Source organism: Streptomyces sp. NPDC002499 (genome assembly GCF_053595415.1).
The window spans coordinates 502,610-516,018 of record NZ_JBSFXO010000006.1; the positions used below are offsets into that span (position 1 = coordinate 502,610).

Below are 13,409 nucleotides of genomic sequence, written 5' to 3' on the forward strand. Positions count from 1 at the left end.
CCCACCCGCGCGCGGAAGTTATCTTCCGTCCATGCTGCGCGAATCCGGGGGACACAGCGCCCCACAGCCGCCTCACGGCGGGCCTGACCCCCGAAGAGTTCGTCTCCTCGCCCTCGCGGGCGTCGTGGTCGCCGCGGTCGTACTGCCGCTGGCCGTGGCGTCCGCGGGCCCGGTGGGCGACGCGGGCCACGCGGTCGTCCGCGCCCCCGCCGCCGTACGCTCCTCCCCGGCCGACGACGCCAAGGCGGCGCCCTCCGTCGAGCCCACCCGCTCCCCCCTCCTGCTCGGCCTCGGTCTGGCCACCGCCGCGCGCTGCGGCCCCCAACTCACCTCGCCCGACGGCATCGAGGCGCAGACCTGCGTCCTCACCCAGGGTGAGGAGACCTGGGCGCGCACCTACTACCGCAACGCCACCGGTGACGCCCTGGACGCCGTCCTGACCCTCATGGCCCCCGCCGACCGCACGGTGCGGATGAACTGCGCGGTGGGCGCGGGGGACGATCCGGGGACGTGCGAGACCCCTCGGGAGCGCAGTCAGGGCGGACCCGACGCCTACACGGCGGTCGCGGAGTTCGCGGCGCGAGCCGGACGCGGGCCTTTGCTGCTGCGCTCGGGCAGCGACTCGAGTGGCGACCCCGCGGCACATCCGGAAGCCGACTCGGCGGGCAACTCCGGGGCCTCTACGGGCAGTTGACAGAGGCCTGCGCTCCGTAAACGAAGGGCGGGCATGCAAAGACCCGGTTGCTGGCGACGGGGGATGCACCAGCAACCGGGCTACTCGAACGGTAACAAGAGATCGGCGGTTCGCAAATTCGATCCGGGCTTTCCAGTCACGGATTTGCTTGTGGAGAGCGGGACTTGTGACCGGATTCACCGATTCCGAGTCTGCGGGTCGAGCTGACCGATCGGCCGGCTCGACCCGCACTCGTCACGTCCTGTCAACTGAGCGTGACCTGCCGGTTGGTGAGCCCGCCGCGCGCGCGGCGCTCGTCGGCGGTCAGCGGCACGCCCGCCGCGAGGGCCCCGGCGAGCCGCTCGGCGAACTCGGCGGCCGGCTTCTCCACGTCCTCCGCACCGACTCCGCTCGGCAGATCCCACACCGGGACGGTGAGGCCGTGAGCGCGGAAGGAACCCACGAGGCGCGTGCCGTCACCGAGGTTGGACCGGCCCGCCGCGTGCAGCCGCGCGAGTGCGTCCAGAAGCAGCTCCTCCTCGTGCGGCATGACCCAGCGCAGGTGGTTCTTGTCCGGCGTCTCGCACCAGTACGCCGCGTCCACGCCCGTGAGCTTCGCGGTCGGGATCGCCGCGGCGTTCGCCCGCTCCAGGGAGGCGGTCACTTCCGGAGTGGCGTTCTCCGCGTCCGGAACCCAGAATTCGAAGCCGCTGTGCACAACTGGCTCGAACGCGCCTTCGGGATCGAGCAGATCCTGCAGCCGCGGACCCTCGGCGGGCGCCCGGCGGCTCTGGACCGGATTGCCCGGCTCCGCGGCGAGGGCGCGCTGGAGGGTGTCGGCGAGGTCGCGGCTGATGTCGCCCGACGCCGTGTCGTTCTGAAGGCCGATCAGCACCGAGCCGTCCTCGCGGCGCAGCGCCGGCCAGGCCATCGGCAGCACCGTCGCGAGCGTGACCGACGGAACGCCCTCGGGCAGACCGCCCTTCAGCGGCAGTTCGGCCGTGGCCGCGGGGACCAGCTCGCGCAGGGCCACCCAGTCGCCCTCGCCGGGCAGCCCCTCGAAGGGGCGGTGCACCAGTTCGGTCACCGCGTGCGCGGCGGCCCGGCCGTGGCAGGCCTTGTAACGCCGGCCGCTGCCGCAGGGGCAGGGCTCGCGCGCGCCGACGACCGGGACCTCTCCGTCGGTGATCCGAGGCTGGTTGGCCTTGGTAAGGGGTCGCTTCTTGGCCATCGTGGGTGTCTCCCGGTTACGGCTCGTCTGGTACGGGCGGGAGCCTAGCCGTTCATGCCATGACCGGCCGGAGCCTGTGGACAACGTGGCTGTCCGTGCCGACCTGTGGACAACGCACCGGCTCGTCCCGGAACCGGAGGTTCGCTCCCGCCGGATCAGCGGGTCGGTCCGGCCGTACCAGAGGTTCAGTCCAGCTCGTCGAACGCGTCCGTGAAGCCCAGTGCGGGCAGCGCGCGGACCGAGGGCGCCGTGACGCGCGTAGCGAAGTCGTCACGACGGCGTCCGGCATCCGGATCATGAACGTCGACGTGCACGACGACCCACACCGTGACCTCGCCGCGGGTGTCGTCGCGCACACCCCAGTCGTCCGCGAGCGCCGTGATGATGTTCAGCCCCCGGCCGCCGTGCGCGGTGACCGACGGAGTGGCCGGAGCCGGGCGGGTGGGTCCGCCACCGTCCGTCACCTCCACCGTGAGCCGGCCGCCCGTGTCGACGCGCCAGGCGGCGCGGACATCACCGTCCCCGGCGAGGGCGTCGCCCAGAGGCCGACCGTGCTTGCACGCGTTGCTCAACAGCTCGGAAAGGATCAGCACGGCATCGTCGATGACCGCGTCCGACACCCCTCCTCCGCGCAGCTGCTCGCGCATGCGGTGTCTCGCCTCACCCACGCCCGCAGGGCCATGGGGTACGGCCATGCTCGACGACGTGGGCACCTCCTGTGCCACCACCAACGCCACCCCCGAGACCTCCTTCGCCCCACGCCACGGTGTGGATGCCCCATTGGCCTGAACCGGAAACCGGCCAACTCACGTTCGGTGACGCATTCGCAGTGATCGAACACGGACCGAACGCGCCGGTGCACTCCCCGTAGTCACGTGGCTGGAATTCGCCGGTGTGACTGAGATTCGGAGGATGTCGTCAGTGGGGCGGGTGGGTCAAGGGTTTCTTCACAGGTCTTTACCAGTCTCCTGTGTAAAGCCGGTCTTCTGTGTAAAGAGGGCGCGGTTTCCTGTGCGAGAAGGGGCTCAGCGCCCGAGCTGGCGCAGCACCGCGCGCGGGCGGTTGGTGATGATGGCGTCGATGCCCGACTCGACGCAGAGGTCCACGTCCTCCGGCTCGTTCACGGTCCACACGTGCACCTGGTTCCCGGCCCGCTTCAGGCGCTCGACGTACGTCGGGTGGTTGCGCACGATGCGGATCGAGGGGCCCGCGATCCCGACGCCCGCGGGCAGCCGCCCGTCGCGCAACCGCGGCGAGAGGAACTGCAGCAGATAGACCGTCGGCAGCGTCGGTGACGCGGCACGCACGCGATGGAGCGAGCGCGCCGAGAAACTCATCACGCGCACCGGCGACTCCTCGGGCGCGGCCGGCGCGTCGAGGCCGAACCGCTTCAGGAGCAGCAGCAGCCGCTCCTCCACCTGCCCCGCCCAGCGCGTGGGGTGCTTGGTCTCGATCGCCAGCTCCACCCGCCGCCCCGCGTCCGCGACGAGCTCGAGCAGCCGCTCCAGGGTCAGTACGGAGGTGTCGGCGCGGTCCTCGGGCCGGAACTCCCAGTCGGGCTCCTCGTCGCGCGTGCGCCACCCCTCCCGGGTCTTCCAGGCGCCGAAGTCCAGGGCGGCGAGATCGGCGAGCTCCAGCGCCGACACCGCCCCGCGCCCGTTGGACGTACGGTTGACGCGACGGTCGTGGACGCAGACGAGGTGTCCGTCGGCGGTCAGACGTACATCGCACTCGAGGGCGTCCGCACCGTCCTCGATCGCCTTCTTGTACGCGGCCAGGGTGTGCTCGGGGGCCTCCTCGGAGGCTCCGCGGTGGGCGACGACTTGGATCCGGGGCTGCCGTGCGTGGGTCACCGCGTCATGGTGCCACCGCCCGGGGGTAGTCGTGCGATCGGAGGAGCAGAGATTGCGTCCCTTTTGCCCCTCATGACCTATATAAGGAATAGCCCCGGACACACAGGCGCCGCTTATGGTGCCCTGACGGCTCATGGGAAAAGCTGACGGCATACAAAAGGACATGCACAGCTGCAGCGCACCGGACCGTCGAACAACGTGAACGGGCATGCCCGAGTGCGACCGAGAAGACCAGCCGTGGACCGAGGAGACAAGCTGTGAGCACCGAGAACGAGGGCACCCCGGTACCCCCGGCCCCGTCCGCACCCCCCGTGCCGGTGGATGCTCCCGCCCCCTCGGCACGCGTCGCCCCCGAGGGGGGCGCACCCACGACTCCGCTCCCACCGACGCCTTCGAGCGCCCCCGGCGCACCGGAGCAGGACCTGCTGCACTCCGGCCACGCGCCCACGTACGCGTCCGCAGGCGCCCCCCAGGGGCCCGGCTACGGCTCGGCGGACGCCGACCACCTCCAGGGCCCCGCGTCCCAGGGTTCGGCCCCCGACGCGGCCTGGCCGCCCCCGCCCCCGGCCACCCCCTCGTACGCCGACGGCGGCGCGGGCGGCGGCTCAGGAGCCGGCTGGGGCGACTCCTACCAGCAGCAGCCCGCCCCCGCCCCCTCCCACAGGTCCGGCAGCGGGCGCGGCGGACTGATCGCCGCCATCCTGGTGGCCGCACTGGTCGCCGGCGGCCTGGGCGGCGGCCTCGGCTACACCCTGGCCAAGGACAACGACGACAGCAGCGGCTCCACCACCGTCTCCGCCTCCACCAGCGGCGGAGACGTCAAGCGCGACGCCGGCACGGTCGCGGGCGTGGCCGCCAAGGCCGTACCCAGCACCGTCACCATCGAGGCCGAGTCCACCAGCGGCGAGGGCGGCACCGGCACCGGCTTCGTCTTCGACACCCAGGGCCACATCGTCACCAACAACCACGTCGTCGCGGACGCCATCGACGGCGGCAAGCTGACGGCCACCTTCCCGAACGGCAAGAAGTACGACGCCGAAGTGGTCGGCCACGCACAGGGCTACGACGTCGCGGTCATCAAGCTCAAGAACCCGCCGTCCGACCTCAAGCCCCTCGCCCTCGGCGACTCCGACAAGGTCGCCGTCGGCGACTCCACGATCGCCATCGGCGCGCCCTTCGGGCTGTCCAACACCGTCACGACCGGCATCATCAGCGCGAAGAACCGCCCCGTGGCCTCCAGCGACGGCACCGGCTCCAACGCCTCCTACATGAGCGCCCTCCAGACGGACGCCTCGATCAACCCGGGCAACTCCGGCGGCCCCCTCCTGGACGCCCAGGGCAACGTGATCGGCATCAACTCCGCGATCCAGTCCACCGGCAGCGGCGGCCTCGGCGGCACCAGCCAGTCCGGCTCGATCGGCCTCGGCTTCGCCATCCCGATCAACCAGGCCAAGTACGTCGCCCAGCAGCTGATCAAGACCGGCAAGCCGGTCTACGCGAAGATCGGCGCGTCCGTCTCCCTGGAGGACTCCACCGGCGGCGCGAAGATCAGCGAACAGGGCGCCGGCAGCTCCGACGCCGTCGAGTCGGGCGGCCCCGCCGCGGACGCCGGCCTCAAGCCCGGCGACGTCATCACCAAGCTCGACGACCACGTGATCGACTCCGGCCCCACCCTGATCGGCGAGATCTGGACCCACAAGCCGGGCGACAAGGTCACGATCACCTACGAGCGCGGCGGCAAGACCCACACGGTGGATCTGACGCTGGGCTCCCGCGAGGGCGACAGCTGAGCCCGAGGGTCCAACTGACGCGCACGCGTGCGTGAAGCGCGATGACCCGGGTGCTGGAGCTCCCCCTCCGACACCCGGCTCAGTTATGGGCCTTGTGGGCCGACCGGGCTCAATGGGTCGACCGGGCTCAATGGGCCGCCCGGGCTTTGTGGGCCGACTCTTGACTCACTTCTCGAAGAGGCTGTTGAGCTCCCCCTGGGACATCTGGTCCTCGGCGTACGAGAACGTCCCCGACTCGGCCAACTCCCGCGCGGCGAGCACCAGTCGCCGATACATCGCCCGCGCGATGCTGCCCCCCACGGTGACCCGCCGTACCCCCAACTCGCGCAACTCCGCCATCCCCAGCGCGTTCCCAGTCAGCCCCATGACCACGTTGAGCGGCCCGTCGAGCTCGCGCACGAGCGTCCCGATGGTCGCCGCGTCAGCAGCCCCCGGCACGAACGCGCAGTCCGCGCCGGCCGCCAGATACGCGTTGGCCCGCCGCACACACTCGGGGAGCGAACCGCCCACCAGGAGCACATCGGTCCGCCCCACGAGCACGAACAGCTCCCCGTGGCCGTCAACAGCCTCCCGCGCGGCCCGAATCCGCTCCACGGCGAGGTCGTGCTCGTAGAGCGGCCGGTCCCGCTCCCCGGTGAAGTCCTCGACATTGCCGCCGGCCACACCGGTGGCGAGCGCCGCCGCGACGGTCTCGGCGACCACTTCGGGCGCCTCCCCGTACCCGTCCTCCAGATCGGCGCTGACGGGCACGGACACCCCACGGGCGATCTCCCCGACCCGCCCGAGCATGGTCCCCCGATCAACGCGCCCGGCGCCCCCGGCCTCGGCCTTCGCTCCCGCCCCCGCCTCCGCGTCGGCGAAGAAGTCATGATCCGGCCGCCCAAGGGAGAACGCGACCCCCGCGCTGGTGGTGGCCAGTGCGGAGAACCCGGCGGCCTCCAGCACCTTGGCACTCCCCACGTCCCAGGCATTGGGCAGGAGAAAGCACCCTTCCTTGTGCAACTCGACGAAGTGTTCCGCCAGTTGGCGACGATTACTGTCCACGTCCCGCAGCCCTTCCTCGACGGTCCCTGTGCCCGACCCTCCCACACACCCCCTCCCGCCCCACGCTCCCCGCGAACCAACCAAGCCGGGTAGTCTGTACCCGCTCCGTCCCAGGTGGGCGGCGCGGGGTGGGTTGCCCGAGCGGCCTAAGGGAACGGTCTTGAAAACCGTCGTGGCGGCGACGTCACCGTGAGTTCGAATCTCACACCCACCGCCCTTGTGAGCTGGGGTGCCGGAGCTGTCGCGGCACCCCAGCTGTATTGATGCCGTCGTGTGCGCATCTCAGGCCGTCTCCCACCCGTACCTCACGCCTTCGGCTTCTCGCCCTGGAACAACGCGGACTGGATCACCTGTTCGGGTGAATGCTGCCAATTGGCGAGGCGAGACGAGGAGTAGCGCTTAGTTTGATGAATTGTGAAGCTGGTGGTGCGGGTCAAACTGCTGCCAACGCCCGAGCAGGCGGAGGCGCTTGAAGCGACCCTCCGTACGTGTAATTCCGCAGCGAACTGGTTGTCGGTTGAAGCGTTCAGTCGGCGGGTGACCTCTCGTCAGGGTCTACAGGGGTTCGCCTACAGGAATCTGCGAGAGCGCGGACTGTCCGCGCAACCCGCTTTGCACGTGGTGCGAAAGGTTGCTGACGCTTACTCAGCCCTCAGGGCGAATCTCGCTGCGGGAAATCTGGGCGACGCGAATTCCAAGCGGCAGAGCAGAGTCACGAGCAAGCCGATCGTCTTCAGGACGGACGCGGCCCAACCCTTCGACGACCGCTGCCTCTCGTGGCAGACACAGCAGCACACGGTCTCGATCTGGACGACTGCGGGCCGGTTGAAGGGTGTGGCGTTCACCGGCCAGGTCGACCAGTTGGGGTTGCTGGGCCAGTACCGGAAAGGTGAGTCGGACCTCGTCCGACGGAACGGGTGCTGGTACTTGATCGCGACGTGCGAGGTCCCGGAGCCCGAGCCGAATACTGCGCCGACCGAGTTTGTCGGAGTAGACCTGGGGATTGTCAATATCGCCTCCACCTCGACCGGGAAGCGTTACAGCGGAAGGCGATTGAACCGCTGCCGCGAGAACGACCGCAGGCTGCACTCCAAGCTTCAGAAAAAGGGATCGAGATCTGCCAAAAGGCGGGCCAGGAAGCATGCGGGCAAACAAGCGCGCAGGGCCCGTGACGTCAACCACAAGATTGCGAAGCACATCGTGGCGGAGGCTCAACGCACCGGTCGCGGCATTGCCCTGGAGGACCTTACGGGCATCCGCGAGCGGGCACGGCTCAAGAAGCCCCAACGCGTCACGCTGCACTCATGGGCATTTCGTCAACTCGGCGAGTTCATCGCATACAAAGCCAAGAAGGCGGGCGTGCCGGTGGTGTACGTCGATCCGGCGTACACCAGCCAGGAATGCTCGCGGTGCCATCACATCGATCGACGCAACCGGTCCTCACAGGCCGTGTTCACCTGCAGGTCCTGCGGCTTCGTTGAGCACGCCGACCTGAACGCGTCCCACAACATCAGTCGGCGTGGCTGGTGGACGTGGATATGCGGGGCCCGGCCGGTGGTCCCTGTGCTCAAGCTGATCGTGCTCAAGCTGATCGCGTGAGTACTGGACGTGGCCGGCCGCATCGAAGCCATCGGTGATCCGAGCCGCAAGCTCACTCCCGTGAGCAGCCGACATCCCACACCCACCTCCGTACGCGGCGGAAGGGACACACCCCGCACTGCGCATCTACAACTCACAGTCCCGAGCCAACCCCTCCCAATCCACCTCCCGCACCCCCCTCTCCGCATCGCACTCCCACGGCACATGAGGTGTGTGCTGGAACCAGATGATCGTGAGGGTGGAGCGGTGCAGGACGGGGTCGTGGTTCGGGTCGAGGGCCGTCGAGCGGAAGGTGCCGACGCAGGCGACCGGTGGGAGGACCTCGACCGGGCCGAGTGCGCCGGCGTACTGGTGGGGGTACTCGCGCGGGGGTGGGACGAGATGGATCGGCGTGGTGGGGAAGGTGCGTTCGGCTTCGTGGAGCAGGCCCTTGATCGCCATGTCGTTGACCGGTTTGCAGGGGTAGCCCTCCGGCATGCCGCCGTACGTCGACGAGAGCCGCAGCTCGCAGAGGTCGGTGGCGCGGCCGGAGGCGAGGACCACTCGGGTCAGTGACATGGTCCGCACCCTGGGGCCGCGGCGCGTGTCGGGACGGTCGTGCATGTGGTTCCTCTGCTGCTGATCGGCATTGCTGTTCTTTCGACCGGCGCCCCCCTTGAGCCGTCGTCCCACTGACCCTTGAGCTGCTGCCCTCACGCCCGATGCCGCGTCATCCGCGCCGCCGACGCGATCGTCGCCCGTGCCTCGCGTTCCGTCAGGCCCGTGTTGACCGCGGCCTCGACCAGGGGTTCGACCAGAGGGGGGCCGATCCCGTCCTCGTAGGCGCGGCAGGCGGCCCAGAAGAGGCGGGTGTTGCGCTGGCCCTCGTGCGCGGCGAGGACGAACTGGACCAGGCCCTGGCCGTGGCCGCTGAGGGCGGGCGCGGTGGGGTGGTGGGTGCGCGGCGGCGGCAGCAGGAGGCGCAGGAGGGCGGGCGGGCAGGCCGCCGGGGCGAGATGCGCGGTGCCCGGCGCGGTGCCGTAGACGCCGTGGTCGGTGCGGGAGCCGGGGCCGACGAGGTAGCCGCCGGCGCCGCGGATGTCGATGCCGGGGGCGAGGCGGCCGGCTGAGTTGGGGACGACGGTGTCCGGGGGACCGCTCAGCCAGAGGTGCCGGCCGCCGCTGGGGGTGAGGACGACCACCGTGTCGGGGATCGTGAACAGGTGGCGCAGGGCCAGTTCGCGCAGGGCCGCCGAGGAGTCCGTACCCGACTTCGTGTCGAGGTCGACGCCGATGAGGTGGTGCGGAGCCAGCCCGCACGCGATGCCGTAGCCGGTCGCCCAGGGCGCGGCGGCGAACAGCTCACGGATGCGCACCGGGTCGGTCGAGGCGTCGTACACCCCGTGTCCGAGGCGTCCGCACTCGCCGTGGCAGGGCTCGGGTTGGAGGTCGGCGCGGTGGGGGGAGCGCAGGGCCGGGAGTTTCGTCCGGGACAGCGGAATGACGGCCAGACCGCGCTCCGCGGCTGACAGGGCGTGTGCGAGGGCCAGCGTCGTGGCCTGCCGGTCGGTGGTGGCCATGCCTCTATGTTCGTACGTACGTTCGAAAAAGGGAAGAGGGGGCGGTGTTCGACGCGCCGAGAAAGGGCGATTGGCAGGAAATGTGCGGGAACGCTTCGCCTCTTGCGGTGTCCGGGTTTGAGTCGCCCGTTCTGCCCTGACCTGGGCGTTGGAAGTGGTGAAAGGGGTTTATCGACTTGTCGTAGCACTTGAGGGGGAATCAGGGCTTCCGGGGTGGTTCGCCGGGGATTCCATGGGCAACTCTGGTCTCGCGACGTCGTGCACAACACCGAGGCGGTCGGCCAACTGCCCCGGAAACAGCCTGACTTGACGTACTTCCGGCAAGGAAGCCGGGTTCTGGAGGAAGAAACATGGCAAGCATCCGTACCGCCCGCGTCATCGCCGCCGTCTCCGCTCTCCCGCTGGCCGCCGCTCTGTTCACCGGCGTCGCCGCGGCGGACAACGGCGCGATCGCGGACGACGGATCGAACGCCGGTGTCGCGAGCATCGTCGGCAGCGGTGTCGGCCACGACAACAACGGCAACTCGTCCACCACACAGCAGAACGCGGTCGGCTCCGGCGCCTCGAACCAGAGCAACACCGCCCAGGTCAACGGCTCCGCCTTCACGGCCATCAACCAGGGAAACGAGAACGTCCTCGTCAACTTCACCAACCTGTGGTGAACCGGCGGCCCTGACGCCCGGGAGGTCGCAAGGGACTACGGGGGGCCGGCGGAGTCCAGGGGTGTGCTCCGTGGGGTGGTAACGCGTCTGCGCGGCGGTACTTCGGTACCGCCGCGCAGGCGTTTTCCGTGCGGGAGGCCGGCGGGCGCCCGCACGGCCCTCCCTGCCCTTGCGAAGGGCCGGAACCTTGACAGTGCACGGCATCTGACGGACAGTCAGAAACTCTCGCCGAGATCGTGGGAACCCGCTCGGCCTGGGCGGTGTACCAGAAGTGAGTACGACACGAGCGACACGGGACAGCACGACCGCCACACGAGACGACACGACCGCGAGCCGACGAGGGGGCGACGATGACCGACGAGCTGGGCGCACGACTGAAGGTGTACGAGGGGCGATCCGCCGCCGTCGCCGCCGAGGGCAAGGACCCCGTCAACGCGCCCATGATCCGGCACTGGTGCGAGGCGATGGGCGACACCAACCCCGCGTACGAGGGCCCGGACGCCACGGCCCCGCCCACCATGCTCCAGGTGTGGACGATGGGCGGCCTCTCCGGTTACACGGGCGGCCGCACCCAGGCCTACGACGAGCTGCTCGCCCTGCTCGACGAGGCGGGCTACACCTCGGTCGTCGCCACCGACTGCGAGCAGGAGTACGTCCGCCCCCTGCGCCCCGGCGACGAGATCACCTTCGACTCGGTCATCGAGTCCGTGTCCGACCTCAAGTCGACCAAACTGGGCACCGGTTACTTCGTCACCACCCGCATGGACATCCGCGTCGGCCCCCACCTCGCCGGCACGCACCGCTTCCGCATCCTCAAGTACGCGCCCACCCGCCGAAGGCAGCAACAGAAGCCCGCCCTGCGCCCCCGTCCCGTCGTCAACCGCGACAACGCCGGCTTCTGGGAGGGCGTCGAGCACCACCGCCTGCTCATCCAGCGCTGCACCACCTGCGACACCCTGCGTTTCCCCTGGCTGCCGGGCTGCAACAGCTGCGGCGGCCCGGACTGGACCCCGGTCGAGGCGAGCGGCGACGGCGCGGTCTATTCGTACGTCGTCATGCACCACCCGCCCTTCCCGGCCTTCGACCCGCCGTACGCGGTCGCGCTGATCGAACTCGCCGAGGGCGTGCGGATGATCAGCAACGTCGTGGGGGTGCCGTACGACAAGGTCCGGATAGGGCTGCCGGTGCGGCTCGAATTCCGTTCGTACGACGACGAGTTGGTGCTGCCTGTCTTCCGCGCGATGGAGGAGGTCGGATGACGGAAGGAGAGATGACGGAAGGAGAGGAGAGGGCCGGAGACGTGAGGGCCGGAGAAACAGGTTCCGCGGACATGAGGGCCGGCGAGAAGCTCCCGCCCCTGGAGATCCAGGTCACCCGCACCCTGATCGTCGCCGGCGCCATCGCCTCCCGTGACTACCAGGACGTGCACCACGACGCCGAGTTGGCCCGGCAGAAGGGTTCCCCGGACATCTTCATGAACATCCTGACGACGAACGGTCTGGTCGGCCGCTACATCACCGACCACTTCGGCCCGGCGGCCGAACTCCGCAAGGTGGCCATACGGCTCGGCGCGCCCAACTACCCCGGCGACACGATGGTGTTGACCGGCACGATCGAGGAGGTCGACGGCGACACGGCGACGGTCCGGGTCGTCGGGGACAACGGCATAGGCCGCCATGTCACAGGCACGGTGACCGTGACGGTGCCGACAGAGGCGCAGGTGCCGCTTCCTGCCCCGCACCAGCTTCCCGGCCCGACCGGAGGTCCGGCATGAGCGTCCGCACCCGAGACGCGCTCGGCGGGCGGGCGGCGATCGTCGGGACAGGGGCCACGGAGTTCTCCAAGGATTCGGGGCGCAGTGAGCTGCGGCTGGCGGCCGAGGCGGTGCGGGCCGCGTTGGACGACGCGGGGCTGGTACCGGGTGACGTGGACGGGATGGTGACGTTCACGATGGACACCAGCCCGGAGATCACCGTGGCGCAGGCCTGCGGGATGGGTGAGCTGTCCTTCTTCTCCCGGATCCACTACGGCGGCGGGGCGGCCTGCGCGACGGTCCAGCAGGCGGCGCTCGCGGTGGCGACGGGCGTCGCGGAGGTCGTCGTCTGCTACCGCGCGTTCAACGAGCGCTCGGGGCGGAGATTCGGCTCGGGCGTGCAGCACCGGGAGCCGTCGGCGGAGGGCGCCGCGCTCGGCTGGTCTCTGCCGTTCGGGTTGCTCACCCCGGCCTCGTGGGTGGCGATGGCGGCGCAGCGGTATCTGCACACCTACGGGCTGACCCCGGAGGCGTTCGGGCATGTGGCCGTGGTGGACCGGAAGTACGCGGCGACGAATCCGGCGGCGTACTTCCACGGCCGCCCCATCACCCTCGCCGACCACGCGGCCTCGCGGTGGATCGTCGAGCCGCTCCGGCTGCTGGACTGCTGCCAGGAGACCGACGGCGGCCAGGCGCTGGTGGTCACCTCGGTGGAGCGGGCCCGCGATCTGCCGAACCCGCCGGCGGTCATAGCGGCGGCCGCCCAGGGCGCGGGCCGGGGGCAGGAGCAGATGACCAGCTTCTACCGCGACGACCTGGCGGGGCTGCCGGAGATGGACGTGGTCGCCCGGCAGCTGTGGCGCACCAGCGGGCTCACGCCGGCCGAGATCGACGTGGCGATTCTGTACGACCACTTCACGCCGTTCGTGCTGATGCAGTTGGAGGAGTTCGGGTTCTGCGGCAAGGGGGAGGCGGCGGATTTCGTGGCGGGGGAGTCGTTGCCGATCAACACGCACGGGGGGCAGCTGGGGGAGGCGTACCTCCATGGGATGAACGGGATCGCGGAGGGGGTGCGCCAGTTGCGGGGGACGGCGGTGAACCGAATACCGGGGGCGCGAGGGGTGCTGGTCACGGCGGGCACGGGGGTGCCGACATCGGGACTGGTGCTGACGTCGGACGGCTGAGCGACGCCCCCAGGGACAGTCCTGCGAGGCCCTCCGGGCACTCCTCCGGGACGCTCCTGCG

The 13,409-nt window shown here is 70.2% G+C and carries 12 protein-coding genes, 1 tRNA gene and 1 pseudogene; 8 read left to right on the forward strand and 6 right to left on the reverse strand.

The genetic code is table 11. The annotated features are described in order from the left end of the window. The first annotated feature begins 31 nt into the window (after positions 1–31). Positions 32–694, forward strand: a complete 663-nt coding sequence (locus tag ACWD5F_RS19440; protein ID WP_451255783.1) for a hypothetical protein — start codon at positions 32–34, stop codon at positions 692–694. Between the two features lie 244 nt (positions 695–938). On the opposite strand, the gene ACWD5F_RS19445 is transcribed toward ACWD5F_RS19440, so the two are convergent. From ACWD5F_RS19445 to ACWD5F_RS19455, 3 genes and pseudogenes are all read right to left on the reverse strand, one after another. After that, a complete protein-coding gene (locus ACWD5F_RS19445; RefSeq protein ID WP_401720016.1) occupies positions 939–1,904 on the reverse strand; it encodes a DUF5926 family protein in 966 nt (321 codons plus the stop codon). 185 nt (positions 1,905–2,089) lie between these two features. Beyond that, positions 2,090–2,728 (reverse strand): annotated as a pseudogene (locus ACWD5F_RS19450) (ATP-binding protein). 201 nt (positions 2,729–2,929) lie between these two features. After that, positions 2,930–3,757: a glycerophosphodiester phosphodiesterase gene (locus tag ACWD5F_RS19455; RefSeq protein WP_401720014.1), complete on the reverse strand. Its 828-nt coding sequence runs from the start codon at positions 3,755–3,757 to the stop codon at positions 2,930–2,932. 257 nt (positions 3,758–4,014) lie between these two features. Between ACWD5F_RS19455 and ACWD5F_RS19460 the strand changes: the two genes are divergently transcribed. Beyond that, positions 4,015–5,547 carry a S1C family serine protease gene (locus ACWD5F_RS19460; RefSeq protein ID WP_451255786.1) on the forward strand — a complete coding sequence of 511 codons (1,533 nt, stop codon included), beginning with the start codon at positions 4,015–4,017 and terminating at the stop codon, positions 5,545–5,547. Positions 5,548–5,712: 165 nt separating this feature from the next. On the opposite strand, the gene ACWD5F_RS19465 is transcribed toward ACWD5F_RS19460, so the two are convergent. After that, positions 5,713–6,591: an isocitrate lyase/PEP mutase family protein gene (locus ACWD5F_RS19465; RefSeq protein ID WP_451255788.1), complete on the reverse strand. Its 879-nt coding sequence runs from the start codon at positions 6,589–6,591 to the stop codon at positions 5,713–5,715. Between the two features lie 127 nt (positions 6,592–6,718). Here ACWD5F_RS19465 and ACWD5F_RS19470 point away from each other — a divergent pair. Both ACWD5F_RS19470 and ACWD5F_RS19475 read left to right on the forward strand, forming a co-directional pair. After that, a tRNA-Ser gene (locus ACWD5F_RS19470) sits at positions 6,719–6,805 on the forward strand. A gap of 200 nt (positions 6,806–7,005) precedes the next feature. After that, positions 7,006–8,190, forward strand: coding sequence for an RNA-guided endonuclease InsQ/TnpB family protein (locus ACWD5F_RS19475; protein ID WP_451255790.1), 1,185 nt, complete (start codon positions 7,006–7,008; stop codon positions 8,188–8,190). Positions 8,191–8,316: 126 nt separating this feature from the next. Here the strand turns inward: ACWD5F_RS19475 and ACWD5F_RS19480 are convergent, their stop codons facing one another. Beyond that, positions 8,317–8,748, reverse strand: coding sequence for a hypothetical protein (locus ACWD5F_RS19480; protein WP_451255792.1), 432 nt, complete (start codon positions 8,746–8,748; stop codon positions 8,317–8,319). A gap of 134 nt (positions 8,749–8,882) precedes the next feature. After that, complete coding sequence (locus tag ACWD5F_RS19485; RefSeq protein WP_451255794.1) at positions 8,883–9,749, reverse strand: bifunctional DNA primase/polymerase; 867 nt, start codon at positions 9,747–9,749, stop codon at positions 8,883–8,885. 350 nt (positions 9,750–10,099) lie between these two features. Here ACWD5F_RS19485 and ACWD5F_RS19490 point away from each other — a divergent pair, with 350 nt between their 5' ends. From ACWD5F_RS19490 to ACWD5F_RS19505, 4 genes are all read left to right on the forward strand, one after another. Beyond that, positions 10,100–10,411, forward strand: coding sequence for a hypothetical protein (locus tag ACWD5F_RS19490; RefSeq protein WP_123999061.1), 312 nt, complete (start codon positions 10,100–10,102; stop codon positions 10,409–10,411). A gap of 350 nt (positions 10,412–10,761) precedes the next feature. Beyond that, positions 10,762–11,670, forward strand: a complete 909-nt coding sequence (locus ACWD5F_RS19495; protein ID WP_451255795.1) for a bifunctional MaoC family dehydratase N-terminal/OB-fold nucleic acid binding domain-containing protein — start codon at positions 10,762–10,764, stop codon at positions 11,668–11,670. A 71-nt stretch (positions 11,671–11,741) separates the two neighbouring features. Beyond that, positions 11,742–12,185 (forward strand): MaoC/PaaZ C-terminal domain-containing protein, encoded by a 444-nt coding sequence (locus ACWD5F_RS19500; protein WP_451255796.1) that lies wholly within the window; start codon positions 11,742–11,744, stop codon positions 12,183–12,185. After that, positions 12,182–13,348: a lipid-transfer protein gene (locus tag ACWD5F_RS19505; protein ID WP_451255798.1), complete on the forward strand. Its 1,167-nt coding sequence runs from the start codon at positions 12,182–12,184 to the stop codon at positions 13,346–13,348. Before ACWD5F_RS19500 ends, ACWD5F_RS19505 begins: the two co-directional genes overlap by 4 nt. The last annotated feature ends 61 nt before the right edge of the window (positions 13,349–13,409 follow it).

Excerpts from the sequence above, each read along its gene's own strand:
- ACWD5F_RS19440 (WP_451255783.1), top strand. The coding sequence starts at position 32 with ATGCTGCGCGAATCCGGGGGACACAGCGCCCCACAGCCGCCTCACGGC.
- ACWD5F_RS19445 (WP_401720016.1), bottom strand. The coding sequence starts at position 1,904 with ATGGCCAAGAAGCGACCCCTTACCAAGGCCAACCAGCCTCGGATCACC.
- ACWD5F_RS19480 (WP_451255792.1), bottom strand. The coding sequence starts at position 8,748 with ATGTCACTGACCCGAGTGGTCCTCGCCTCCGGCCGCGCCACCGACCTC.
- ACWD5F_RS19485 (WP_451255794.1), bottom strand. The coding sequence starts at position 9,749 with ATGGCCACCACCGACCGGCAGGCCACGACGCTGGCCCTCGCACACGCC.
- ACWD5F_RS19490 (WP_123999061.1), top strand. The coding sequence starts at position 10,100 with ATGGCAAGCATCCGTACCGCCCGCGTCATCGCCGCCGTCTCCGCTCTC.
- ACWD5F_RS19495 (WP_451255795.1), top strand. The coding sequence starts at position 10,762 with ATGACCGACGAGCTGGGCGCACGACTGAAGGTGTACGAGGGGCGATCC.
- ACWD5F_RS19500 (WP_451255796.1), top strand. The coding sequence starts at position 11,742 with ATGAGGGCCGGCGAGAAGCTCCCGCCCCTGGAGATCCAGGTCACCCGC.
- ACWD5F_RS19505 (WP_451255798.1), top strand. The coding sequence starts at position 12,182 with ATGAGCGTCCGCACCCGAGACGCGCTCGGCGGGCGGGCGGCGATCGTC.